Source organism: Actinomyces bouchesdurhonensis, from assembly GCF_900128465.1.
In the GTDB taxonomy this organism is placed as follows: Bacteria; Actinomycetota; Actinomycetes; order Actinomycetales; family Actinomycetaceae; genus Pauljensenia; species Pauljensenia bouchesdurhonensis.
In genome coordinates this window covers 22,839-45,391 of record NZ_LT635866.1, presented here as the reverse complement: position 1 = coordinate 45,391, position 22,553 = coordinate 22,839, and the positions used below count along the sequence as shown (strand labels likewise).

At 62.4% G+C, this 22,553-nt stretch carries 21 protein-coding genes, 4 tRNA genes and 3 pseudogenes; 7 read left to right on the top strand and 21 right to left on the bottom strand.

Annotation, left to right across the window (positions count from 1 at the left end):
* Positions 1 to 5: 5 nt before the first annotated feature.
* From BQ7477_RS13210 to BQ7477_RS02615, 7 genes are all read right to left on the bottom strand, one after another.
* Positions 6 to 860, bottom strand: a complete 855-nt coding sequence (locus tag BQ7477_RS13210) for an energy-coupling factor transporter transmembrane component T (RefSeq protein WP_478209449.1) — start codon at positions 858 to 860, stop codon at positions 6 to 8.
* A 34-nt stretch (positions 861 to 894) separates the two neighbouring features.
* Positions 895 to 1,494 (bottom strand): MptD family putative ECF transporter S component, encoded by a 600-nt coding sequence (locus tag BQ7477_RS02640; protein WP_073982715.1) that lies wholly within the window; start codon positions 1,492 to 1,494, stop codon positions 895 to 897.
* 186 nt (positions 1,495 to 1,680) lie between these two features.
* Complete coding sequence (gene rplA, locus BQ7477_RS02635; protein ID WP_073982714.1) at positions 1,681 to 2,388, bottom strand: 50S ribosomal protein L1; 708 nt, start codon at positions 2,386 to 2,388, stop codon at positions 1,681 to 1,683.
* A 67-nt stretch (positions 2,389 to 2,455) separates the two neighbouring features.
* Complete coding sequence (gene rplK, locus BQ7477_RS02630; RefSeq protein ID WP_073982713.1) at positions 2,456 to 2,887, bottom strand: 50S ribosomal protein L11; 432 nt, start codon at positions 2,885 to 2,887, stop codon at positions 2,456 to 2,458.
* Positions 2,888 to 3,048: 161 nt separating this feature from the next.
* Positions 3,049 to 3,879, bottom strand: a complete 831-nt coding sequence (nusG, locus tag BQ7477_RS02625) for a transcription termination/antitermination protein NusG (protein WP_073982712.1) — start codon at positions 3,877 to 3,879, stop codon at positions 3,049 to 3,051.
* Positions 3,880 to 3,954: 75 nt separating this feature from the next.
* Positions 3,955 to 4,251, bottom strand: a complete 297-nt coding sequence (gene secE, locus BQ7477_RS02620; protein WP_073982711.1) for a preprotein translocase subunit SecE — start codon at positions 4,249 to 4,251, stop codon at positions 3,955 to 3,957.
* A gap of 35 nt (positions 4,252 to 4,286) precedes the next feature.
* Positions 4,287 to 4,359 (bottom strand) — tRNA-Trp (locus tag BQ7477_RS02615).
* 181 nt (positions 4,360 to 4,540) lie between these two features.
* Between BQ7477_RS02615 and BQ7477_RS02610 the strand changes: the two genes are divergently transcribed.
* The 5 genes from BQ7477_RS02610 (at position 4,541) to BQ7477_RS02590 (ending at position 9,047) form a co-directional block, all read left to right on the top strand.
* On the top strand, positions 4,541 to 5,746 hold the full coding sequence (locus tag BQ7477_RS02610) for a pyridoxal phosphate-dependent aminotransferase (protein ID WP_073982710.1): 1,206 nt from the start codon (positions 4,541 to 4,543) through the stop codon (positions 5,744 to 5,746).
* Positions 5,746 to 6,555 (top strand): alpha/beta hydrolase, encoded by an 810-nt coding sequence (locus BQ7477_RS02605; protein ID WP_073982709.1) that lies wholly within the window; start codon positions 5,746 to 5,748, stop codon positions 6,553 to 6,555. Before BQ7477_RS02610 ends, BQ7477_RS02605 begins: the two co-directional genes overlap by 1 nt.
* Positions 6,556 to 6,558: 3 nt before the next feature.
* Positions 6,559 to 7,194 (top strand): amidohydrolase family protein, encoded by a 636-nt coding sequence (locus BQ7477_RS02600; protein ID WP_073982708.1) that lies wholly within the window; start codon positions 6,559 to 6,561, stop codon positions 7,192 to 7,194.
* Between the two features lie 990 nt (positions 7,195 to 8,184).
* Entirely contained in the window at positions 8,185 to 8,655 is a 471-nt protein-coding gene (locus tag BQ7477_RS02595) for a helix-turn-helix domain-containing protein (protein WP_073982707.1), read from the top strand.
* Positions 8,652 to 9,047 (top strand): ribonuclease HepT family protein, encoded by a 396-nt coding sequence (locus tag BQ7477_RS02590; RefSeq protein WP_073982706.1) that lies wholly within the window; start codon positions 8,652 to 8,654, stop codon positions 9,045 to 9,047. Before BQ7477_RS02595 ends, BQ7477_RS02590 begins: the two co-directional genes overlap by 4 nt.
* Positions 9,048 to 10,071: 1,024 nt before the next feature.
* On the opposite strand, the gene BQ7477_RS02585 is transcribed toward BQ7477_RS02590, so the two are convergent.
* The 8 genes and pseudogenes from BQ7477_RS02585 to BQ7477_RS02550 form a co-directional block, all read right to left on the bottom strand.
* Positions 10,072 to 10,707 (bottom strand): DNA alkylation repair protein, encoded by a 636-nt coding sequence (locus tag BQ7477_RS02585; RefSeq protein ID WP_073982705.1) that lies wholly within the window; start codon positions 10,705 to 10,707, stop codon positions 10,072 to 10,074.
* A gap of 31 nt (positions 10,708 to 10,738) precedes the next feature.
* The gene (locus BQ7477_RS12970) at positions 10,739 to 10,993 is read right to left on the bottom strand and encodes a hypothetical protein (RefSeq protein WP_478209448.1); all 255 of its coding nucleotides are present in this window, start codon (positions 10,991 to 10,993) and stop codon (positions 10,739 to 10,741) included.
* A gap of 256 nt (positions 10,994 to 11,249) precedes the next feature.
* Complete coding sequence (locus tag BQ7477_RS02575) at positions 11,250 to 12,017, bottom strand: ATP-binding cassette domain-containing protein (protein WP_073982704.1); 768 nt, start codon at positions 12,015 to 12,017, stop codon at positions 11,250 to 11,252.
* Positions 12,014 to 14,071 (bottom strand): dipeptide/oligopeptide/nickel ABC transporter permease/ATP-binding protein, encoded by a 2,058-nt coding sequence (locus BQ7477_RS02570; RefSeq protein WP_073982703.1) that lies wholly within the window; start codon positions 14,069 to 14,071, stop codon positions 12,014 to 12,016. The genes BQ7477_RS02575 and BQ7477_RS02570 overlap by 4 nt, the downstream gene beginning before the upstream one ends.
* A 3-nt stretch (positions 14,072 to 14,074) precedes the next feature.
* Positions 14,075 to 14,491: pseudogene (locus tag BQ7477_RS02565) on the bottom strand (ABC transporter permease); the annotation flags it as partial.
* Positions 14,492 to 14,524: 33 nt separating this feature from the next.
* On the bottom strand, positions 14,525 to 15,646 hold the full coding sequence (locus BQ7477_RS02560) for an IS1249 family transposase (RefSeq protein ID WP_073982702.1): 1,122 nt from the start codon (positions 15,644 to 15,646) through the stop codon (positions 14,525 to 14,527).
* 179 nt (positions 15,647 to 15,825) lie between these two features.
* Positions 15,826 to 16,365 (bottom strand): annotated as a pseudogene (locus BQ7477_RS02555) (ABC transporter permease); the annotation flags it as partial.
* Between the two features lie 115 nt (positions 16,366 to 16,480).
* Positions 16,481 to 18,022, bottom strand: a complete 1,542-nt coding sequence (locus tag BQ7477_RS02550) for an ABC transporter substrate-binding protein (RefSeq protein WP_073982701.1) — start codon at positions 18,020 to 18,022, stop codon at positions 16,481 to 16,483.
* Positions 18,023 to 18,089: 67 nt separating this feature from the next.
* Between BQ7477_RS02550 and BQ7477_RS02545 the strand changes: the two genes are divergently transcribed.
* Positions 18,090 to 18,854, top strand: coding sequence for a FadR/GntR family transcriptional regulator (locus tag BQ7477_RS02545; RefSeq protein WP_234968652.1), 765 nt, complete (start codon positions 18,090 to 18,092; stop codon positions 18,852 to 18,854).
* A gap of 27 nt (positions 18,855 to 18,881) precedes the next feature.
* On the opposite strand, the pseudogene BQ7477_RS02540 reads toward BQ7477_RS02545, so the two are convergent.
* The 5 genes and pseudogenes from BQ7477_RS02540 to BQ7477_RS02520 form a co-directional block, all read right to left on the bottom strand.
* A pseudogene (locus BQ7477_RS02540) lies at positions 18,882 to 19,906 on the bottom strand (sialidase family protein).
* 102 nt (positions 19,907 to 20,008) lie between these two features.
* A complete protein-coding gene (rpmG, locus tag BQ7477_RS02535; RefSeq protein WP_003792256.1) occupies positions 20,009 to 20,179 on the bottom strand; it encodes a 50S ribosomal protein L33 in 171 nt (56 codons plus the stop codon).
* A gap of 54 nt (positions 20,180 to 20,233) precedes the next feature.
* Positions 20,234 to 20,310 (bottom strand) — tRNA-Met (locus tag BQ7477_RS02530).
* 27 nt (positions 20,311 to 20,337) lie between these two features.
* Positions 20,338 to 20,410, bottom strand: a tRNA-Thr gene (locus tag BQ7477_RS02525).
* A gap of 91 nt (positions 20,411 to 20,501) precedes the next feature.
* Positions 20,502 to 20,586: transfer RNA gene (locus BQ7477_RS02520), tRNA-Tyr, on the bottom strand.
* Positions 20,587 to 20,685: 99 nt separating this feature from the next.
* Between BQ7477_RS02520 and BQ7477_RS02515 the strand changes: the two genes are divergently transcribed.
* Positions 20,686 to 21,189, top strand: coding sequence for a YajQ family cyclic di-GMP-binding protein (locus BQ7477_RS02515; protein WP_073982700.1), 504 nt, complete (start codon positions 20,686 to 20,688; stop codon positions 21,187 to 21,189).
* A 458-nt stretch (positions 21,190 to 21,647) separates the two neighbouring features.
* On the opposite strand, the gene htpX is transcribed toward BQ7477_RS02515, so the two are convergent.
* On the bottom strand, positions 21,648 to 22,526 hold the full coding sequence (gene htpX, locus BQ7477_RS02510) for a zinc metalloprotease HtpX (RefSeq protein WP_073982699.1): 879 nt from the start codon (positions 22,524 to 22,526) through the stop codon (positions 21,648 to 21,650).
* Positions 22,527 to 22,553 lie beyond the last annotated feature (27 nt).

Sequence of the window (22,553 nt, the reverse complement as noted above, 5' to 3'; positions counted from 1 at the left end):
GAAGCTCAGGTCCCGGCAGGACAGGCGCCCATCCGCGGTAGGCGCGGCGTGCGCATCGCTCTCCCGTGAGGCCACCCAGGCCTCGGGCGGACCGGGATCCACGAGGGTCCGCAAGCCGAGCGACCTGCGTTCCTCCTCGCCCATCGAGTAGAACTCCTCGCCGCTCCACGCGCGCGTGACCGATCCGTCTTCCATGAGGAGAACCTGGTCGGCGAGCCCTCGCAGGAAGTGGNGGGGCGCGTGGGGCCACCCAGGCCTCGGACGACGCTCGAGGCAGCCAGGTCGTCGGCCACGCGCGCGATGGAGGACAGCAGCGGGACCAGGAAGCGCTCGGCGATCACGAGGGGGTGGCGGACAACTCCGCGTACCCCGAGGTCGACCCCGCGCATCTCCATGGCCTCACGGATGGCGACCGCCTCGGCTGCCACGGTCGGGAGGACACGGAACGCGACAACGAGGGCGTCGACGAACACCCGCGGCAGGTGAACGGCACGCAGGGCTGCCTTCATCTGGCCAACTCTCGTCGTGCGGTACACGTAAAGCGCGATGCCGAATCCCGCGAAGAACCGCGCAAACCAGTACAGGATCGCACTGCACGTGCCGATCACGAGCACCGCGCCACGCGGCGCCCCCATGCCCCCGAGCCACGCGACGAGGAGGGGCGAGCCGAGGCTAAACGCGTCGCAGACGAGGCACCCAAGCCCGGTGCGCGCCGCGGTGGCGCCACCCACCTCCCACAGGAGGGCAAGCACCGCGAGCAGCTGCACCGCCAGCAGCGTGGACGTGGGGCTCGCGCGCATGACAAACGCGTTGAGGACGAGGAGGGCAAGAAGCTTGGTGCGCGGATCCAGCCTGCTCACTAACTGGCCTGGGGCGTCCTCGGCGAGCGAGATCTCAGGCAACGCCAGCCTTCGCGAAGTGCTTGCGCAGCAAGAAACGACCAATAAGCCCGCCGAGGCACGCGACGATCATCGTAACAACCACCCACACGCTGATGACCGCGGGGCTAAAGAGGGCACGCATACCATCCGCGTAGTCCTGGCCCATCTGGGACGCGACATCCGCGTAGTAGGAGTCGGGAGCAAAGAAAATCGGAGCAAGCGGGCCAATCCCCCACAGGGAAAACAGCATGTATGCTGCAATGTTTCGAGGGGCACTAAGATAGCCGCCACTGTGGGCGATAAGGTCAGCCAGGAAACCGAGAACGAGGGCGACCGGTACGGTCACCCACGCATGCCCTGTCACGACCATGAAGAAGGCGACGATGCCCGCCATGATCGTCATCGTCCCAAACATGCGCGAACGCACCAGCATGAGCATGATGACCGGCCCGTTCAGGAGGAGGCCAACAATCCCGCCGACGAACATGAACGCCGGCCCGAAGAAGCCGAGCATCGCCGAGCACCACATGAGGACAAAGTAGACGGCGGTGAAAGCACCGATCGTGACGGCCGAGCGCGCCTTTGTGACGCCCGAACCCGTAACCTGAGACATGTTGCGACCCTTGTCGAATATAGGTTGATACAAGCGAATTAAGGCTACACTATCCTCACCTTATATGTTGTGACCTACGTCCCTAATTGATCGCGCGCCCCACACACCCCCGCGCCGCGACAACAAGCGGGTCCCCGCGCAGCTTGGCTGCGCGGGGACCCGGATCGCTTCGTCAGCGAGCGAGGCTCACTTCTCGAGCAGGTCCTTAACCTTGGTGACATCCAGCGGGATGCCGGGACCCATCGTCGTAGCAACGGTTCCCTTGATCAGGTAACGGCCCTTCGACGAGGTCGGCTTCAGACGCAGAACCTCGTCCAGAACGGCGGCGTAGTTCTCGGTGAGCTGCTCGGCGGTGAAGGAAGCCTTGCCGACGATGAACGCCAGGTTGGCGTGCTTGTCAACGCGGAACTCGATACGACCACCCTTGATCTCCTTGACGGCCTTCGCGACGTCCATGGTCACGGTGCCCGTCTTGGGGTTCGGCATGAGGCCACGGGGGCCGAGGACGCGACCGAGGCGGCCAACCTTGCCCATCAGGTCGGGGGTAGCAACGGCGACATCGAAGTCGGTGTAGCCCTTGGCGACCTTCTCAATGAGCTCGTCGCCGCCGACCTCGTCGGCGCCTGCGTCGATCGCTTCCTGAGCGCGCGGACCAACGGCGAAGACCAAGACCCGGGCGGTCTTGCCGGTGCCGTGCGGCAGGGAAACGGTACCACGGACCATCTGGTCCGCCTGGCGGGGATCGACACCGAGTCGGAAGACAACCTCAACGGTCGAATCGAACTTGGTGACGGTGGTCTCCTTGGCCAGCTTCATGGCCTCGAAGGGGGTGTACAGCACGTCCGCGTGGACCTTCTCGGCCGCTGCGCGGTAGCTCTTGGAGCGCTTAGTCATTCTGCTTCTTCTCCTTGCAGTCGTGGGTGTCGGGCAGCGCCTGCCCTACCACGGGGGGTGGTTGGTGTCAGGCCTCGACCGTGATGCCCATAGAGCGGGCAGTACCGGCGATGATCTTGGCAGCGGCCTCGACGTCGTTGGCGTTGAGGTCAGCCATCTTAGACTCGCCGATTTCGCGAGCCTGAGCCATCGTGATCGAACCAACCTTAACGGTGTTCGGGGTGCCGGAACCCTTCTGGACGCCAGCAGCCTTCTTGATGAGTTCAGCGGCAGGCGGGGTCTTGAGGACGAACGTGAAAGAACGATCCTCGTAGACAGTGATCTCGACGGGAACAATGTTGCCGCGCTGCGATTCGGTAGCCGCGTTATACGCCTTGGTGAACTCAACGATGTTCACGCCGTGCTGGCCCAGTGCGGGGCCAACGGGGGGTGCGGGGGTAGCGGCACCGGCTGCGATCTGAAGCTTGATCAGGCCGGTGACCTTCTTCTTCTTTGCCATGAATGCGGGTCTTTCTACTGAAGTTCTGGCCGACGGATGTCGACCAGGATGGAGCGCCGGGGCCGACCCCACTGAGAGTCAGCGGACACAATGCACCCAACGCACACAAATATGCATGATAACTCCAACCTAGGCCTGTCCCCAAGCCCGGGTGGGTGACATCACTGCTCGAGCTTCTCCACCTGGTCAAAGCCGAGCTCCAACGGCGTTTCACGCTCGAAGATGGTGACAAGCACCTTGAGCTTCTGCGTTTCGGGCATGATCTCAGAAATCGTGGCTGACATCGTCTCAAAGGGACCGTCAGTGACGGTGACAATCTCGCCGACCTCGAACTGGGTCTGAACGGCCTGAACCGGAGCAGGCTGATCCTTGGCAGCCTCGGCGGCCTCCTCGAGGACGTTGGGCGTCAGGAGCATAACGACCTCGTCGATGGACAGCGGAACCGGGTTGTGCTGATCACCCACGAAGCCGGTGACAGCCGGGGTTTCCTTGACGACACGGTACGAGGCCTCATTAAAGTCCATGCACACGATCGCGTAGCCGGGAATACGCACGTGGCGCACGCGCTTCTTCGTGGTGCCGCGATACTCCATGACATACTCGTCCGGCACCTCGACACCGAAGATGTAGTCTTCCATGTTCTGCGTGGCAATGCGCTGCTCGAGGTTCGCCTTCACCTTGCGCTCGTGGCCGGAGTACGTGTGGATGACATACCAGTCGCCGGGGGACATGTAAAGCTTACGGCGCAGCTTCGCAATCGCCTCCTCTTCCGCCGAGGTCGGGGCGGCCTCTTCGGCAGCATCCTCGTCCTGGACGCCATCCTCGCCCTGCGCAGGCTCATCGGCGGTCACTTCCCGCGCAGCGGTCTCCTCAATCGCTTCTTCAACGACCTCCAGGGCCTGGCCGTCGGCCAGCGCCTCGGCGGTCTCCTGCTCGACGGCCTCGTGGGAAGCCTCGAAGGACTGGGCCTCGGTGTAGTTTTCGTCGCTCACGACTATTCCTCCTGAGAAAGGGCCGGACCGTGAAAGAAACCCGCCTGCAGGTTCCTGCGGGCGGGTTCGTCGGTCTCAGCCGAAGATCAATGCACTTAGCTTACCGAATCCGAAGTCGAGTAGGCCAGCGAAAAGCATGATTGCGGCGACAAACACAACGACGACAACGAAGTAGGTCCAGGTCTCAGAACCGGACGGATAGGTCACCTTCTTCATCTCATCGATGACCTGCTTGAAGAAAAGGAAAATGCCCGCGAAGAAGCCCGGCTTCTTCGCCTTCTGACTGGCGACAGCTCCACGCTTGCGGGTAGCGCCGCTCTTCGTACGATCTCGGCGCGAGGATTCGACGTCCGAGGCTTTATCTTTGGCCATGGGAACCCTCCTGCGACAATGATCAGCCTTATCCGCAGGGCAGGCGGGACTCGAACCCACAACCGCCGGTTTTGGAGACCGGTGCGCTACCAATTGCGCCACTGCCCTACGCAGGAAAACCTGCCTGACGTACATTAGTGGATACGCATCCGGTTTGTCCAACGCTAAGGCACACCCAGGCCCACCAATCCCCGAGAAACCAGCCACGACCTCGTAAATGAGAGGTAGCCCACGCGCGCATTACGGGGGCGAAAACCCACGCGGGCGCACGACGTGGGACCATGGAGGGGTGACCAATACTCCTCGCACCCGTGTCTCTGATCGTTTCAACGCCATCACGCCGTCCGCGACCCTGGCCGTCGACGCGAAGGCTAAGGCCCTCAAGGCCGCCGGTCGCCCCGTCATCGGCTTCGGCGCCGGCGAACCCGACTTCGCCACGCCCGATTACATTGTCGAGGCCGCCGTCAAGGCTGCCCGCAACCCCGCGATGCACCGCTACACGCCCGCCGCCGGCCTGCCCGCGCTGCGCGAGGCCATCGCAGAAAAGACCCTGCGCGACTCCGGCTACGAGGTCTCCCCCGCCGACATCGTCGTCACCAACGGCGGCAAGCAGGCCGTGTTCCAGGCCTTCGCCGCGCTGCTGGGCCCCGGCGACGAAGCAATCCTGCCGACCCCCTACTGGACCACCTACCCCGAGGTCGTCAAGCTCGCCGGCGCCACCCCCGTCGAGGTGTTCGCGGGCGCCGACCAGGACTACAAGGTGACCGTCGAACAGCTCGAGGCCGCGCGCACGCCGCGCACGAAAGTCCTCCTCATGTGCTCGCCGTCCAACCCGACGGGCAGCGTCTACACGCCCGAAGAGCTCACCGCAATCGGCCAGTGGGCCCTCGATCACGGCATCTGGGTCATCTCCGACGAAATCTACGAGCACCTGCTGTACGAAGACGCGCAGAGCGCACACATCGTCAAGCTCGTGCCCGAACTCGCAAACCAGGCCGTCATCCTCAACGGCGTAGCCAAGACCTACGCGATGACCGGCTGGCGAGTGGGCTGGATGATCGGCCCCTCCGACGTCATCAAGGCCGCCCTGTCCTTCCAGTCGCACCTGACCTCCAACGTCAACAACATCGCCCAGGAGGCCGCGCGCGCCGCCGTGTCCGGCTCCCTGGACGCCGTAAACGAGATGCGCGTCGCCTTCGACCGTCGCCGCCGCACAATCGTCGACATGCTGCGCCAGATCGACGGCTTCGACGTCCCCACGCCCAAGGGCGCGTTCTACGTCTACCCCTCCGTCGAACGCCTGCTGGGACGCGACATCCGCGGCCGCGTCGCCAACACGTCGGGCGAACTCGCCGACCTGATCCTCGACCAGGTCGAGGTCGCAGCGGTTCCCGGCGAAGCCTTCGGACGCTCCGGCTTCCTGCGCTTCTCCTACGCCCTGTCCGACGACGACCTCGTCGAGGGCATCACCCGCATCCAGGAGCTCTTCGCCTGATGCACGTCTCGTTCGAACAGACAGACGAGGAGCACCCCCTCGGGACGGTCCTCCTCGCCCACGGGTACGCGGAACACTGCGGGCGCTACACCCACCTGCGCTCCGCCCTCACCCGCGCCGGCTACGACGTCGCCTACTACGACCACGCGGGCCACGGGACCTCCGAGGGCCCCCGCGCCCGCGTGGACGTGGGCGCACTGATCCGCGACTTCGGTGACGCGCGCCGGGCGACCCTCGCCCACGCGCGCACGCCCGAGCTATTCCTGTTCGGACACTCGATGGGCGGCATCATCGCGGCCGCCTCCACAATCCTCGACCCGACGCGGCTGCGCGGCACCGTCCTGTCCGCGCCCGCGCTGCGCCCCCTCCCCCACATCTCCCCCTCCCGCGCCCGCAAACTGGCGCCGCTCGCGCGAATCAGCCCCGGCCTCGTCGTAGCAAAGGGAGCTTCCGACATGGAGGTCTCCCCCCTCTCACGCGACCCGCACGTCCAACGCGACTTCGACGCGGACCCGCTCACCTACAAGGGCGGCGTACCCATCCTCACGGGAGTGACCATGGTCATCCAAGGCGACGAAGTCATCGCGCACGCCAACCGCCTGGCCACCCCGACGCTCGTCATGCACGGGTCGCACGACCTGATGGCAGACCTGCGCGGGTCACGCGAACTCGTGCGCTCCGCCTGCGCAGCCCACCCCGACGCCGACATCCACCTGCGCATCATCGACGGCGCCTACCACGAACTCCTCAACGAACCCGAAGGCCCCGGCCTGATCAGAGACATCATCATCTGGCTCAAGGAGCACTAGGTCGTGGACGCGCCCTCCGTCCCCAACCTGACGGCACCACGCCCCACCCCGGCGGGCAGGCGCGACCTCGTGACCCTCCCCAAAGCCCACCTGCACCTACATTTCACGGGAGCCATGCGCCCCACCACGATGGTGGACATGGCGCGCGTGCAGGGCGTGCGCCTGCCCCCGAACCTGCTGCACATCGACGCCGCCTCCATGCCCGCCGACGGGCGCGGCTGGTTCCGCTTCCAGCGCGCCTACGACTCCGCGCGACACCTCGTGCGCTCCGAGGCCGCGATGCGCCGCCTCATCCGTGAGGCCGCCGAAGACGACGCCGCGGAGGGCTCGGTGCGGATGGAGATCCAGGCCGACCCCACGANGTCGAACGTGCACCTGGGCGTGTACACGGATTTCTCGCAGGTGCCGCTGCCGACGCTGTTGTCTGCTGGGGCTACCGTTGCGCTGGCTGCCGACGACCCGCTACTGTTCCGTTCGCGCCTGGTCGCCCAGTACGAGGTCGCGCGCGACGTGTTCGGCCTGTCCGACCAGGCCCTGGCATCGTTGGCGCGCTCCTCGATCGACGCGTCACTGGCCTCGCCCTCGCGCAAGGCGGCCTGGAAGGCCGACATCGACGCGTGGCTGGCGCCTGCGGCGTAGTACTGCGGCACCCGCAGCGTAGTGCCTGTGTGGGGTGCGCACCTGATCTGTGAGGTGCTGCCCGCGCGCGAGCAACAACGGTTGTCACGCGAGGCAGCGCGCAGCAGCTGTTTCTCACCGCCCTCACGATTCTCACAATTCGGCACGTTTACCCATAAATGTCGCACGTAATTTCCATGTCAACTTTTTAAACTTTGAAATCGGATCGTTGATATTCCGCGGTATTCAAGGCGTGATCCAGAACACACTCCGGGGAATTACGTGCGAAATTTTGGGAGGTCTCAGCGGAACATGCGGTATCGACGGTATTTACGGGAGGATGTAAACGCAGTCGTTGCCCGGTCACCCGTGGCCCACAGCCACAGCGGTGCCCAAAACGCAGACCACCTCTGCTCAAACCACTAAAATACAGCCATTATGGCCGAGGTGGTCTGCACTTTGGGCAGATTGCCGGTGAGGGCCATCCTCACCAGCATGCATCGACTGCCGACACCACCGCGGCGGCCGACGGCTCGCACGCGGATAGGTTGTGAACACGCGGATAGGTTGTGAACACGCGGATAGGTTATGAAGATATGGATAGGTTATTAACCTATCCGGATGCGAATAACCTATCCGGATCGTGACAACCTATCCGCGTCACGCATCCGCGAGCACAGGCACCCACTTCATTGACGACAACACCTCCCCGCCCATCCTCGAACTATCCGCGAGCGCAGGATCAGCACAGTTCTCCCACAATCTCGCACGTAATTCCCCCACACCTCTTTCAAACTTTGAAACCAGAACGTTGATATTCCGCGGTTTTCAGGACGTGATCCAAAACATCCTCCGGGGAATTACGTGCGAAATGTGGGGAACCCTCTCTCAGTCCGGTTGTTTCTTTCCCGTCTGATCACCCGAGTCGGCCACCTCGGGACGATCACAGGCCCCGGCCTCGTACCTACCGACCGCTTCACCAATAGTGCACGCGTGCACTATCATGGAGATATGAGCCGGTTTCGTCGTGACGATGCGCCGTCCCTCGTGCGCGCTGCACGTCAGGACGCGTCCCTCACGCAGGCCGAGCTGGCGGGGATGACCGGAATGAGCCAGTCAACCCTCGCGCAGATAGAGTCCGGCAAACGCGTAGTCTCAGCCGAACTGCTCGAACGCATCCTCCGCGCCGCTGACTACCGCCCCTCCGTGCCGCTCGCCCGCTACGCGTCCTCGATCAGCGGCTACGCCCAGGAACGAGGCCTCGGTTTCCTCCGCGTCTTCGGCTCGGTCGCCCGGGGCACGGACGGATTCGATTCAGACATTGACCTGATCGGCACGCCTACCCGAGACCTGTCGCTGTTCGAGTTGGCGGACATCGCCTCGTTCGCGAGCGAGCTCACCGGCTTCCCGACAGAGGTTCACGTGGACACACATGTGCCCGAAGCACTGCGAGCTGCCGTTGACGAGGCGGTCGCGCTATGAACGAATCGGCTCCCTTCGTTCCTCGACCCCGAGCAGCGCGGAGGCACGCGCCCAGCTTCGACGCTGAGAACTTCCTGCGCGAACTCGACGTCATCGCCCATCGCATCGAACGGGTTGCCGCTGTCCCCGCAGAGGCTTTCAGTGCCGATTGCCCGGAGTACGACTCGGCTTGCATGGTGATCATTCGGCTGGCCGCGTTCCTGGAACGCGAAGAGTACGCACCCTACATGGATGCCCTGACTTCCTCTGAGAAGCGTGCCCTGCGCACGACCCGCAACATCGCGGCGCACTCGGGGTACCAGAGCATGGACGACCAGCTCCTGTGGGCGGCCATCACCCGCAAGGTGCCCGACATGATCGAGCGCCTGCGCGCCGCAGCCTCACGTGGATAGGTTATAAAGATATGGATAGTTAACCTATCCGGATGCGCATACCCTATCCGCGAGCGACGGAGCCCCGGATCCCACCGTCACCTCAGGCCCACAGGGCAAGCACCGAAGGGCAGCCAGCACACCGATGTGCTCAAACCGTAGACCACCTCGACCAAAAACAGCCAAAAACACCCATTTCAAGCGAAGTGGACTGCACTTTGGGACAAGGACACAACACCACCAATAACAACCAACGACCCTCAAAACACCCGGTCCACAAAACCAGACCAGGCCACGAGGGTTCGCACGCGGATAGGTTACGAAGATATGGATAGGTTATTAACCTATCCGGATGCGCATAACCTATCCGGATCATGACAACCTGTTCGCGTAACGGATCCGCGAGCGCAGGCCAGATCGGCCTCAACACTCGCACGATTCCACACAGTTCACCGACAATCTCGCACGTAATTCCCATGTCAACTTTTTCAACTTTGAAATCGGATCGTTGATATTCCGCGGTTTTCAAGGGGTGTCCCAGAACACGCTCCGGGGAATTACGTGCGAAATTTGGGGAGGTTGCTCAGCGGAACCTGCGGAATCGACGGTATCGACGGTATCGACGGGATTTACGGGAGGATGCAAAGACAGTCGTTGCCCGGTCACCCGTGGCCCGCAGCCACAGCGGTGCCCAAAACGCAGACCACCTCTGCTCAAACCACCAAAATACAGCCATTGTGGCCGAGATGGTCTGCACTTTGGGCAAATTGCCGACGAGGACCATCCTCACCAGCACACAGCGACTGCCGACACCACCTCGACGACAGCCTGCTCGCATGCGGATAGGTTATGAACACGCGGATAGGTTATGAAGATATGGATAGGTTACTAACCTATCCGGATGCGCATAACCTATCCGGATCGTGACAACCTATCCGCGTAACGGATCCGCGAGCGCAGGCCAGTTTGGCCTCAACCGACATCTCCCTCGCACTCTCCAACGCGTCTATCAGCCAGTACCGTCATGCCCCTGTGTAGTGAGCTGCTATCGCCGATCAGCCACGCGCTCGATGAGTTTGGAAGCCAGGCGGTACACTTGCGAGACTTCCTTAGTCTCCAGACTCCAGGTTTCCAGTTCGGCTGCAACCAGGTCCGGATGTTTCTTGCTGATGTCCCGCAACGCATTTCCCACGGATTTGCGGACGTACTCGCTTGAATCACCGCGCAACCTCGACAACCTTGAGACAGCATCGCCGGGATGGTCCCGAAAGTAGGGGCGGCTCGTCCAGATCCTCAAGCCTTCCGTAACGGCCCTGCGCACGTTGGGGTGCGGGTCGCTCAGCCACTCGTCGATGACGGGAAGAGCCTCCTCGTACCCCTTGACAGCGCAGAATTCGTCGAATGCCTTCGCCAGGACCTCTTGGACCCTCCAATTGGAGTCTGCGGAAACCTCGTTCCGAAGGAAAGACAGAATATCCGGGTCTTGCGACAGGTGTCCCAGCAGAAAAACTGCGTACATGCGTACCTGATAGACCTCGGAGCGATACGCCAGGTACGCCGCGCGCAGCGCCTGTTCACGGTCGAAGGAAGCGTAGTCGGAGCGGGCGCGCCGCTGCTCGTGCAGGAATCCCCTTTCATGAGCAGAAAACTCTCGCCCCAGACCCTCCACGTACTCCTTCAAGGCTGCCCCTCCGCGCGCTTACACCGTCCCACTACCAGGCGATGCCGACCGTGACCGGCTCGGGCACCAGGGTGACGCCGAAGGCCTCAAAAACNACTCCCGGACCCACGGCGGCCACGACTCCCGCGAAATCCTGCCCGACGCCGCGCAGCGACCGGTCCGCCCCGCGAGCGAACCACCGGCTCGGGTGAACGATCGTGCGGAGGACCTCGAGGGGCCTCGTCAATCCACCGAAGAGCTTGTAGTCGACGGGGTTGATGCCGGCGGCCCGCACACTCACGAGCACCTGTCCTTCACCGGGCGCGGGGAGTGGCACCGAGCCTTCCTCAAGAACTTCGACGCCTCCGAAACGGCGGTACCCGATGATTCGCGCCACGATTCCCCTTCTTCCCTCAGAATGACACTGAGCGCCACGTCACAGGCGTTCTCGTACACCAGGATACGCCCGCGCAGTCGCCGGCGGAAGGCTCAAGAACAGGCCGGGAACGCCGATTACCTAGTCGCCGAAGGCGAGGTCCGCGCCCCGTCACGACCCCAACAAGTCAGCCCTCCACGGCCGCCTTAAACCACGTCGTGATCGACGTGGGGTGCGTGATGGCAGTGCCGACGATGACGGCGAAGGCGCCGGCCTCGATGGCCGCGGCGGCCTGCTCGGGCGTGTGGACGCGGCCCTCGCAGATCACGGGGACGTCCGGGAACGCGGCGACGACCTCGGCGAGCAGCTCCAGGTCGGGGCCGTCGGTCTTGACGCGGTCGCCCGTGTAGCCAGCCAGGGTCGTGGACACGATGTCCANCGACAGCTGGCCCGGCAGCGCGTCCAGGGCGCTGGAGGGCAGGCCGACGAGCGAGATCAACTCTTGCACGCGCTTGGCCCGCGAGGCCTCGTCCCCGATACCGTGCACGCGCAGCGGGTCAGCGAGCTGGTCCGCGACGTGCATGCGGGGGTTCAGGGCGGTAGCGGGGTCCTGGAAGACCACGGAGACGACGCGACCGATCTCGCGGCGGGCTGCCGCGCTGCGCTTCGTGACTTCCTTGCCGCCAAAGAACACCTTGCCCTTCGTCGGCATCTGGAGGCCGCACATGACGTTCGCAGTCGTGGACTTACCGCAGCCGGACTCGCCGACGATGCCAAGCGTTAGCCCTCGCTCAATGCGCATGCTGACGCCGCGCACCGCGTGTACCTTATGAGGCTTGAACAGAGAGCCGGTACGCGATGTGAAGGTGACCTCAACGTCCTTCAGCTCAATGATCGCAGGTTCGGGCGTGGCAATCATCGTCTCGGTTTCGACAATCAGAGTGTCGGTGCTCATCGCTGCTCCTCCTGACCTTCTTCGATGATGATGGTCTCGCTCGCCACGAGAACCTCGTCGCGCGGCGGCAGCGCCGCATACACGTGCTCAGTACCTACCTCGGTGAGGACCGGGCGAATGTCCAGTCCGTAATCTGGGTGCGAAGACCTGGGGGCGAAACGATCGCCCTCGGGGAAATCACGAGGCGAGGGCACCGTTCCGGGGACCTGGTGCAGGCGTCCGGACCCCGACTCGATCGAGAGGACTGCGCCCAGCAGGCCACGCGTGTACTCGTGGGTGGGGTGCGTGAGCAGTTCCCTCGTAGGTGCCTGCTCGATGACCTGACCGGCGTACATGACGGTGATGTGGTGGGCCACCTCGGCGACGAGTGCCAGGTCGTGGGACACGAAGATCATGGCGAAGCCGAGCTTCTCACGCAGCTCGTTGAGCAGGGCGATGACCTGCTTCTGGACTGTGACGTCCAGGGCGGTCGTCGGCTCGTCCGCGATGATGAGCTTCGGGTCGCGGGTCAGGGCCATGGCGATGAGGACGCGCTGACGCTGACCACCCGAGAGTTCGTGCGGGTATGACTCGAGGGTGCGCTTGGGATCCAGGCCCACCAGCTCGAGGAGCTCTTCAGCACTGCGAGTGCCTCCGCGGCTGGTCAGCTGCTTCATCTGCGCCTTGATCAGCATGGCGGGGTTCAGCGAGGAGAGCGCGTCCTGGTAGATCATGGCCATTTCGTGGCCGAGGAGCGCGCGACGTTCTTCAGTCGACTTGGTCAGCAGGTTCTCGCCCTCGTAGAGGATCTCACCGGTGATCGTGGCCTTAGGGTCGATGAGACCCATGATGGTCAGCGCCGTGATCGATTTGCCACAGCCCGACTCGCCGACGAGGCCCATGGTCTCGCCGGGGCGAACCTTGAAAGACACGTGATCGACGACATTGACGTCCCCGTGACGCTCGAACTTAATACACAGGTCCCTGACTTCGAGCAGCGGCGTCTTCTCGAAGGAGGCCTCAAAGCGGTCAGTGCGCCTTTCTTCGACGGACTTCAGGTCATCCAGGCGAGCTTGAAGGGAAGCGGCCTGCTCGGCGTACGCCAGGCGCGGGTCCAGCAGGAGGCGGTCGGCCTCGCGGTCAGCGTCCTTGTCGACCTGGGCGACGACCGCCGACGAGGGAGCCGCAACCATCGCGTCAGTGATGCCCTCAGACAGGAGGTTTAAGCACAGGACCGTGATCATAATGAAGAGGCCGGGGAAGAAGGCCGTCCACCACATGCCTCGCAGGACCGACAAGTTCGAGGAAGCCTCGGACAGGACGTTACCCCACGTGGCCACGGTGGTGGCCTGGAGCCCAGAACCAATAAAGGTCAGCGAAGCCTCGAGAATGATCGCGTCGGCGACGAGAACGGTCGCAAAGACCAGGACCGGCGCGGCCGTATTACGCATGACGTGCTTGACGAGGATCCAAGGGGCACGCGCACCGGAAACGATGACCGCTCGCACATAGTCCTCTCCGTAGGCGGCCATCACGTTCGCGCGAACGATACGTGCCAGCTGCGGGATGTAAACGAAAGCGATCGAACAAATGATGATGAAGACCAGGCCGGACGTGTTACCCGACTTTGTGAGGGTACGACCGAAGACCAAGACCGTCACCGCAGCCATGGCGATACCAGGAACCGCCATGATGATGTCAAGGATACGCATGATCGTCTCGGAGATACTCCGACGCACAACAGCGGCAACAGAACCGATGATCGCGCCAAAAAAGAGAGCGACCAGCGTCGAGCACAAGCCGATCAGCAGCGAAAAACGACCACCGTAGAGTACGCGGGCGAACACATCTCGACCCACGTGGTCAGTGCCGAAAAAGTGCTCGCTGGAGGGAGGCAACCACTTGCTGGTGATGTCATCGGGTCCGTAGGGGGCGATGAGGGGCGACAGGATCGATACGAGGACGACGAGCGCCAGGACGCCCATCGCGATCTTGGATCCCATGGACATGGCGCCAATGCGAGAGAAACGCACGCCCTTCTTCGTGACCTTTGCGAGTCTTTCTTTCTGGGTCATGCCTCACACCGACCTAATACGTGGATTGATGAGCAGGTAGAGCATGTCGACGATGATGTTGACGACGATGAAGGCGATCGCAACAACGAGAGCGCCTCCCTGCACCAGAGTGACCCAGTTTTCCTGGATGCCCTTCAGCAGGACGACCGTGCCCATGCCGTTGATAGAGAAGATAATTTCGATGACGACCGCACCGCCCATCAGGTACCCGACGCGCAGACCAAGAACAGTGACCGGGGTGATGAGCGCATTGCGCAGGACATTGCGCGCCACAACGATGCGCTTGGGGATGCCCGCGCCAACGGCGGTGCGAACGTAGTCGCGGTCGAGTTCCTCAACCATCGAGGTACGCACGACGCGCGTCATCTGGCCGACGACAGGAACGGCCAGTGCGATCGCAGGCAGGAGCATACGCAGGAACCGGCTTATAGGCCAAAACGTGTTGGTTTCGGTTTAGTAGGTTTCGTGCCAGGTTCCGCTGTGGTGGAAGTCGGTCCAGTTAACTGCGGTTCCCCACCTGTCGATCTCGGCTTGCGCTTGGGCGCGGTGGCTGGCCTTGTCGAATTGGTCAATGATCTGTTGGTCGGTGAGCGTGGTTTTAAGGATGTGTGCTGGGGTGGCAGGGAACTCGGTGTGCAGGTAGCACCACCACAACACGGTCTTGACCTGGTGATTAAGACTCATGCCACGGTGGGCTCGTAGCACGCAGCGTAGTTGGGTATTAATCCCGCCCTCGATCAGGTTCGACGTCCTGGCAATGGGGTCACCTTCAAGGTCAAGGGCGGGATCGAGGTAGGTAAACAGCGTGCCTTGTTTGACCAGCGTGTTGAGGGAGTTCTTGGCCTGGATCAGCCGGGCATGGGTGGCAACCCAACGTCCGTCTGGTAGCCGGGTGCGCTGGGCTAGGAATTCCTTGTAGGTGGTGTTCCAGGTGGCGAGTTTGCTCATCCATGCCACTGCCTGGTCAAAGGTAGTGACCTCGAGCAAGGCCTGAGCAAGACTGTAGAGATCAACACCTGCCTGAGTGCGTGGCCGGGTGGTGGTCTTACGCTTGACCGCGCTATAGGCGTGAAAGACACAGCGTTGGATCCGGGTGGTAGGCCAGGTGGTCTTCACCGCGCTGGCGATGCCTTGCCCACCATCGCACACGACAACATCTGGGGGCGCGATCCTAGACATCAGTGCTTGCCAGGCGCGGGTGGTCTCACCCTTGGCCACGTACCAGCCAAGCACATGGGTCTTGGTGCAGGCAATAAGAACCACCAGCTTGTGGGACAGGTAGATTCCGTCAACAAAGACCACATGGTGAACCTCGTCAACCAATGGAGAAACTGGCCATAGATGCCAAAATGGTTCGTTACGCCGTCGTATGGTGCGTCCCTTGGGCCCGTAATCGGCCAGGGTGTATTTGCCGGTGACGAAGTCTAAAAACGCACTGAAATGCCGGGCACGGGTATCGTTACGCCGAGACTGGCTTGCCCTACACGCAAGACAGCGGAACCTTGGCCTACCTGCTCGAGTTGAGCCCCATTTTTGCGTCGTGCCACCACAGATTTTGCATCGAGGATTTCCCATCCCCCAATCCAAGCCGATTCAAACCCCGACCTTACCGCGGAATATCAATCAAAAACCGGGATAAAACCAACACGACCTGGCCAACCAAGAACTCAAGTCACAACGAGTCCAACCCCCACCTTTCGGCTTTGTAGCAACGAAAGACAGCCCAAAAACCAACACAACCTGACCTATAAGCCCAGGAACCAACCGCTCGGGTTCACCGTGACATCAGGCAGGGGACCAGAGACCGGGAGCTTCCCGACGAAAGCCATGACCAGCAGCGTTGCCAGCCAGAACGAGGGGGTGCCGATGCCGACCACGGAGAAGACGCGGATGACCTGATCGGGCCAGCGATCACGGTACAGGGCGGCAAGGACCCCGAGGGGGAATGAGATCAGAACGGCGAAAAAGAGACCAAGGAATGTCAACTGTAGGGTGATGGGCAGGGCCTTAGCCACCAGATCCGTCACGCTGGAGGAACCGGCACCGTAGGTACCGAGGTCGCCGTGGAGCATGTTCCACAGGTACGTGCCGTACTGGACTAAAAACGGTTCGTTGAGACCGTGCTGTTCTCGGTAGGCTTCGAGAGCTTCGGGCGTCGCTGACTCACCCAGGGCCGAGTATGCGGGGTCCACGGGAGACAGCGACATGATGAAGAAGACGAGGAAGGACACGCCGACCACCATGATCGGCAAGGCCACCAGTCGTCGTCCGATGAGACGCAGAAGGTTATTCACTGCTAGACCTCCATTTCAACGGATTTTGGTTACGAAAAAGGAGGGGTGGCGCCCGGCTGCGGCGTCTGCCTCAGGGCGGGCGCCACCCCTCCTTTCGATGTGCCCCCGAGGGGGCCTACTGAACGTTCACGCCGACCAACTGCAGGCCGGTCGTGGGAATCGCGTGGAAGCCCTGAACCTTGGCTGGGTTGGATCCGGTGAGCACGTTGCGGAACACGAGCGGGTACAGGACGGTCTTTTCGGCGAGAAGATCCTGCGCTTCGCCCCACTTCGCGTTGGCTGCATCGCCCTCGAGCTGGCCGGCCTCCTCGATGATGGTCTGAAGCTGGTTGAAGGACTCAGGATCCGAGACCTGCCAGCCGTCACGCTGTTTGGTCCAGTTATTGTTGCCGTTCCACCAGGAGATGATGATGCCGGGATCGTTGCCGAAGACCGAAGGGTCTCCGGGGGCGATAATGACGTCGTAGCTGGGCACAGCATCCTTGACGTCAGTCACGTTGCTGTACAGGTCGCCGGTCGCCTGGCTGGTGTGGTTAACGGTCAGGCCAAGGGCCTCGAGGTCAGCCGTGATCTGGGGGACCATGGCCACGATCCACGGGTGATCCGTGGTGAGCAGGTTGACTTTCATACCGGAGACGCCCGCATCGTTCAGGAGCTGCGCGGCGGCATCCTTGTCATAGGACAGGTCGGTCGTCGGCTTCTTGTAAGCGGAACTGACCTCGGGCAGGAAGGAGGTGGCCTCAACGGCCTCGCCGTCCAACGCGGTCTCGATAATGGCCTTCTTGTTGATGGCCTTCAGGAACGCGCGACGAACCTCGGGCTGGTCGAAGGGCGCCTTCTGCGTGTTGAACATCATGAAGGCGTTACCGTAGCCGGGTTTGGATTCGACGGTCCAACCGGCGTCCGTCAGGTCCTTCTGCGAAGACGCCGGGACGGACTCAACGACGTCGATCGTGCCATCGAGGGCGGCGGTCAGACGCGCAGCGTCATCCTTCAGGGGGTTCCAGTTGATCGTGTCAACGGTCGCGGGGGTGTTGCCGTTGTAGTGTTCGTTGGGAACCGCGACGATCTTCTGCTCGCCGACCTCGGTGTACTTGTAGGGACCCGAGCCGATAGGCTTGGCCTTCATAGCGTCCGCGTCAGCCGAGGCGGGGGTCACCATGAGGATCGCGAAGCGCTCCTTCAGGGCAGCGAAGGGGTACTTCAGGTGGATGGTGACGGTCTTGTCATCCTTGGCTTCGACTGAGTCGACGAAGGTGTAGAACTGCGCGAAGAGCGAGCCTTCCGCAGTGGCCTTTCCATAGGCTGCAACGACGTCGGCGGCGCTCACATCGGTACCGTCGGAGAACTTGGCGCCTTCACGCAGCGTGACCTCATATTCGGTGTCGGACACCTTCACGGGATCGCCGGAGGCCAGGGCGGGGGTGACGCTGTAGTCAGTCCGGTCCAGGCGGTATAGGCCCTCCAGGACCTGCCAGTTGCTGCCCATGGCCAGCGCTGAGCTGGTCAGAGGGCCGTAGTCGGTCGTGGTGTAGGCCGGGCCAACGTTGAGTTGAGTACCGGTGTCGACCGTTCCGGTGCCGCCGCAAGCGGTCAGGGCCATCGCGGCTGCTGCTGCCAGCGCAGCGCCGGTTGCGAAGTGTTTGCGCATTCGCATGCTCTCGCTCCTCATCTTTGAGAAATGGAACGTGCGGATCTTTTGTTCCGCTCGCTATACTAATCCTATGTTGTCAGACAAATCCGTGCAAGAGATTACAGCACAAGTACCCGACACCACCAACACACAGCGCCCAGCAGCAGCGCAGACTGATATGCGCTCCACGGTCACAATGGACGCAATCAAGTCCTACATCCTGCGCCACGGGCTGCGACCCGGCGACCGCCTACCCACCGAGTCAGCACTGTGCGCCGACCTCGGAGTCTCCCGCTCCTCCGTACGCGAAGCACTACGTAAGCTCCAAGCCCTCGACATCGTCACCGTACGACAAGGATCAGGCTCCTACGTCGGCAACATGTCCATGCAACCCCTCGTCGAAACACTCGTGCTGCGCGCAGCCCTCGACGACATCAACGGCATTCAATCCCTGCACTCGATCATCGAAACACGCCGAGCCCTCGACCTCGGAATCGCCCTACCCCTCACGCGCGCCATGACAGGCACCTCCAACCCACAGCTGTGGAAACTCGTGCACACGATGACAAAACACGCACACGCCGGCATCTCCTACCTCGACGAGGACATCGCATTCCACTCCCGCCTGCTCGCCTACCTCAACAACCCACTCATGCACCAACTCGTCGCAGCCATGTGGCTGGTCCACCAAAGCGTCACCCCACAACTGGCCACGGCCTCGCGCCAAGAAATGGTCGACACCGCCGCCGCACACGCCGCCATCCTGCGAGCATGCGAAGCCGGAGATACAGACGCCTACACTGCAGCAGTCGACGCTCACTACGCGCCTCTCATCGCCATCATCGAAGGCCGCTGACAAGAAGTCACGGCGCACAGTTCAAGTTCAGCCCGGCGCCGGGACCGCCATTTCCCATTGCTCCGGGAAACACGAAACCTCCCACAGACCGCGCCCACGCTCGAAGACCACCACGGCCTCGCCCCCACCAATGAGAGCATCCGAANCACCGGCCCCCGTCACGGCGGACTCACTCGCACGATCTGGCCCAACGCCCGGGCGCCTCGCCCACCGGGATGCACAAAGACATCACCGATCTGACACGCATTACACCCCGGGTCGTCCAACTCCCACAAGCACCCACCCTCCCAGCACTGACCATCACCCCACGCCAGATAGCGCGCACCCGAACCACGCCCCTCGAAGCCCTGCAGACGACAGTTCGCGACGACGCGGCCACCCCACACCGTCACCGACGTCTCATCCAGGAGGATACCCTCCGGCCCCACAAGGCAGTCAGCAAGGCGCACAATACACCCACCCCGCGCATAGACGACCCGCACGCAGGTTCGCTCCCCCACACGCACCACGTAGGGCATGGCGACGTCGCCGTCGACGCTCGCGGCGCCGCCAGAAGTCGCAAACAAGGCGTCCGCACCCGTGCACTCATACAGCGCATCGGTCACGTCAGCGTAGGTCAGGTCCTCAGGCCCACTCCCCCACGCCCACCAAGCCCGCAGCCGCTCACCGTGCGCACGCGAATCCATGTAGCCGACTGCACCCTCGCTCGACGCAAACGCCAGGTGCATGACACCGTCGGCATCAACGCCGACGCACGCGTCCGAAGACACGGGAGGCGCACCCTCCGGCAAAGAACGCGGGTCCGACCACTCACCGCGCGCGTCGCACTCCATCCAGCGGATCCGGTTCGGGTTCGGCAGGTCCGAGGCCATGGTCAGCCCGTTGAAGTCAGATCCCGTGCCCGAGGCCGGGGCGGGGCGCTCATCATAGAAGAGCAGGATGCTCGCATCGGGTAGCCTCACCAGGGCTGGGATGCGCGCCTCGCCCGCGCCGATCGGTGCGACGATCTGGCGAACACCCACCCGAACAGGTGTGTCATACCTCTCACTCATTTGTCCAGCATACACGAGCACCCACACCACGCGTGAAGGCCTCAACAGACAGACAGAAAACCCCGAGGAAACACATTCCTCGGGGTTCTCGCTTAGAAACCGTCAGCGGGTCTCGCGATGCGCCGTCGACTTATGGCAGCGCGGGCAATACTTCGCCAGCTCGAGACGATCCGGCGTGTTACGACGGTTCTTCTTGGTGATGTAGTTGCGCTCCTTGCACTCCGAGCAGGCCAGAGTGATCTTGGGGCGAACGTCCTGAGACTTGCTTGCCACGGTTGTTTCCCTCGCTTAGTTTCGTCGCTCATGCGACCTGTCGGATCAAAGAATTGGTAGCGGGGGCGGGGCTCGAACCCGCGACCTCACGATTATGAGTCGTGCGCTCTGACCAGCTGAGCTACCCCGCCGCCGGAAGCGGATACATCCGCAACCGGAGCCCCGAAAGGGAATCGAACCCTTGACCTTCTCCTTACCATGGAGACGCTCTGCCTACTGAGCTATCGGGGCAACGCCGCAAAGCGTATCTCATGCCCGGGTGCCGAAGCAATCCCAGAACCTGAGAATGACCTCACAGGCGTTTCTCACTGGAACCAGTGAGTGGTGGCAGGTGAGGGATTCGAACCCCCGAAGCACGAAGCATCTGATTTACAGTCAGGTCCATTTGGCCGCTTTGGTAACCTGCCATGCGCCGCTCTCGCGGTGCCGTGAAAGAATAGCATTAAAATAGACTCGAACGCCAATCGAAACACAGATCGGCGGAATACCAACGAAAGGTGCCCCTCATGGCAGACTCCTCCTTCGACGTCGTCTCCAAACTCGACCGCCAAGAAGTCGATAACGCCGTCAACCAGACCGCCAAGGAGATCGCCAACCGCTACGACTTCCGCGGCGTCGACGCCGCCATCACCCTCAGCGGCGACACGATCGCGATGGAAGCAAACTCAGCTTCCCGCGTCATGGCAATCCTCGACGTCCTGCAGTCCAAGCTCATCCGCCGCGGCCTATCACTGAAAGTCCTCGACTACAAGGACCGCGAACCCAAGGCCTCCGGCAAGCTCTTCAAGCTGGTCTGCCCACTGAAGGAAGGCATCCCCCAGGACACCGCAAAGAAAATTTCCAAGCTGATCCGTGAGGAGGGACCCAAGGGAGTCAAAGCCCAGATTCAGGGTGACGAACTTCGCGTTTCTTCCAAGTCTCGCGACGACCTGCAGGCCGTCATTGCCCTTCTGAAAGGACCCAAGGGCGAGGAACTAGATGTCGCACTCCAGTTTGTGAACTACCGCTAATCGCCTCCCGCACGTGTCAGACAGGCCGCCTTTGAGCCACATTACGGTAAGCGGACGCGGGGCGACGGGACAAGCGTCACAGGGGAAGGCACGGGGCGGACGCGTTAAGCAGACGCGGGGCGGGGCGATGAGATGATCCTGCCCCTAGTCACCCCCCTACCGTTTTGTTACCAACTCCACTGGATCACCAAGCCGATCTCACAGAGGTCCCGGCAGGTGGCAGTCGAAGAGCGCCCTCATAGCCCCCTACGACGCGACGCGTTGATGACGCTAGGACTTTTGGCTCGCAGGCGCGGAAACACTGCCGGAAACGATCGTTGCAAACGCTTCGCCGGCTCAAAGAAACCATTGTAGGCGCGCGTCATCGCTTAATAACTCCTTACGGTACATGGCTCAACACGTGAGCACATAACACCAACGGACGGCCAGACAGACAGGTCGACGCGCGACCAGTGGCCTCAGTACCCCGCGATCTCCTCCAGGCGAGCGATGCGCTGCTCCATCGGCGGGTGGGTGGAAAACAAGCGAGCAAAAGAACGCCCTCTGAAAGGATTCGCGATCATCATCGCGGCGACCGTGCGAGTGCGAGGAGTGTCGGCCATCGGACGCCGATCCGTCATCATCTCCAATTTGCGCAACGCCGAAGCGAGCGCCAACGGATCCTGTGTGAGCATCGCCCCGTCCTCATCAGCGTCAAACTCGCGGGTGCGCGAGAGCGACAACTGAATAAGCATCGACGCGATCGGCGCGAGGATACTCATCGCGAGCAGGCCAAGGACGCCCACTCCCCCGTCCTCATCATCGCGGCGACCGCCCCCAAAAAACATCAGGAACTGCGCGACCGACGTCACGACCCCGCCCATCGCCGCTGCCACGGAAGAGGTGAGAATGTCACGGTTATACACGTGCATGAGTTCGTGCCCGAGGACCCCACGCAGCTCACGCTCGTTCAAGATTTCGAGGATACCCTCCGTACAGCACACGGCCGCATTGCCCGGATTGCGGCCGGTCGCGAACGCGTTCGGCGTCATCGTAGGTGCAACCCAAATGAGGGGCATAGGCTGTCCCGCGCGCTGCGACAGTTCGCGCACAATGGCGTAGAGTTCAGGGCGCTCAAACTCGCTGACCGGGTAGGCGTTCATGGAACGCAGCGCAATGGAAGCGGAATTCCAGTAGGAGAACGCGGTCTGTGCCAGGCCGATACCGGCGAACACCAGGATCCATATTGCATGCCCAGTGCCCTGCGCGACGAGTGCCCCAATGCACACGAGCAACGCCCACATGCCGCCCAGCAGGAGCGTCGTCTTCAGTCCATTGTGATAGTTGCGATGCACCATGATCGAGAGCCTAAAGGGGTTACCTGG

Bases quoted from the DNA above. Each gene is read 5' to 3' on its own strand.
- BQ7477_RS02640 (WP_073982715.1), bottom strand. From the start codon at position 1,494: ATGTCTCAGGTTACGGGTTCGGGCGTCACAAAGGCGCGCTCGGCCGTC.
- rplA (WP_073982714.1), bottom strand. From the start codon at position 2,388: ATGACTAAGCGCTCCAAGAGCTACCGCGCAGCGGCCGAGAAGGTCCAC.
- rplK (WP_073982713.1), bottom strand. From the start codon at position 2,887: ATGGCAAAGAAGAAGAAGGTCACCGGCCTGATCAAGCTTCAGATCGCA.
- secE (WP_073982711.1), bottom strand. From the start codon at position 4,251: ATGGCCAAAGATAAAGCCTCGGACGTCGAATCCTCGCGCCGAGATCGT.
- BQ7477_RS02605 (WP_073982709.1), top strand. From the start codon at position 5,746: ATGCACGTCTCGTTCGAACAGACAGACGAGGAGCACCCCCTCGGGACG.
- BQ7477_RS02595 (WP_073982707.1), top strand. From the start codon at position 8,185: ATGAGCCGGTTTCGTCGTGACGATGCGCCGTCCCTCGTGCGCGCTGCA.
- BQ7477_RS02590 (WP_073982706.1), top strand. From the start codon at position 8,652: ATGAACGAATCGGCTCCCTTCGTTCCTCGACCCCGAGCAGCGCGGAGG.
- BQ7477_RS02570 (WP_073982703.1), bottom strand. From the start codon at position 14,071: ATGACCCAGAAAGAAAGACTCGCAAAGGTCACGAAGAAGGGCGTGCGT.
- BQ7477_RS02560 (WP_073982702.1), bottom strand. From the start codon at position 15,646: ATGGGAAATCCTCGATGCAAAATCTGTGGTGGCACGACGCAAAAATGG.
- BQ7477_RS02550 (WP_073982701.1), bottom strand. From the start codon at position 18,022: ATGCGAATGCGCAAACACTTCGCAACCGGCGCTGCGCTGGCAGCAGCA.
- BQ7477_RS02545 (WP_234968652.1), top strand. From the start codon at position 18,090: ATGTTGTCAGACAAATCCGTGCAAGAGATTACAGCACAAGTACCCGAC.
- BQ7477_RS02515 (WP_073982700.1), top strand. From the start codon at position 20,686: ATGGCAGACTCCTCCTTCGACGTCGTCTCCAAACTCGACCGCCAAGAA.
- htpX (WP_073982699.1), bottom strand. From the start codon at position 22,526: ATGGTGCATCGCAACTATCACAATGGACTGAAGACGACGCTCCTGCTG.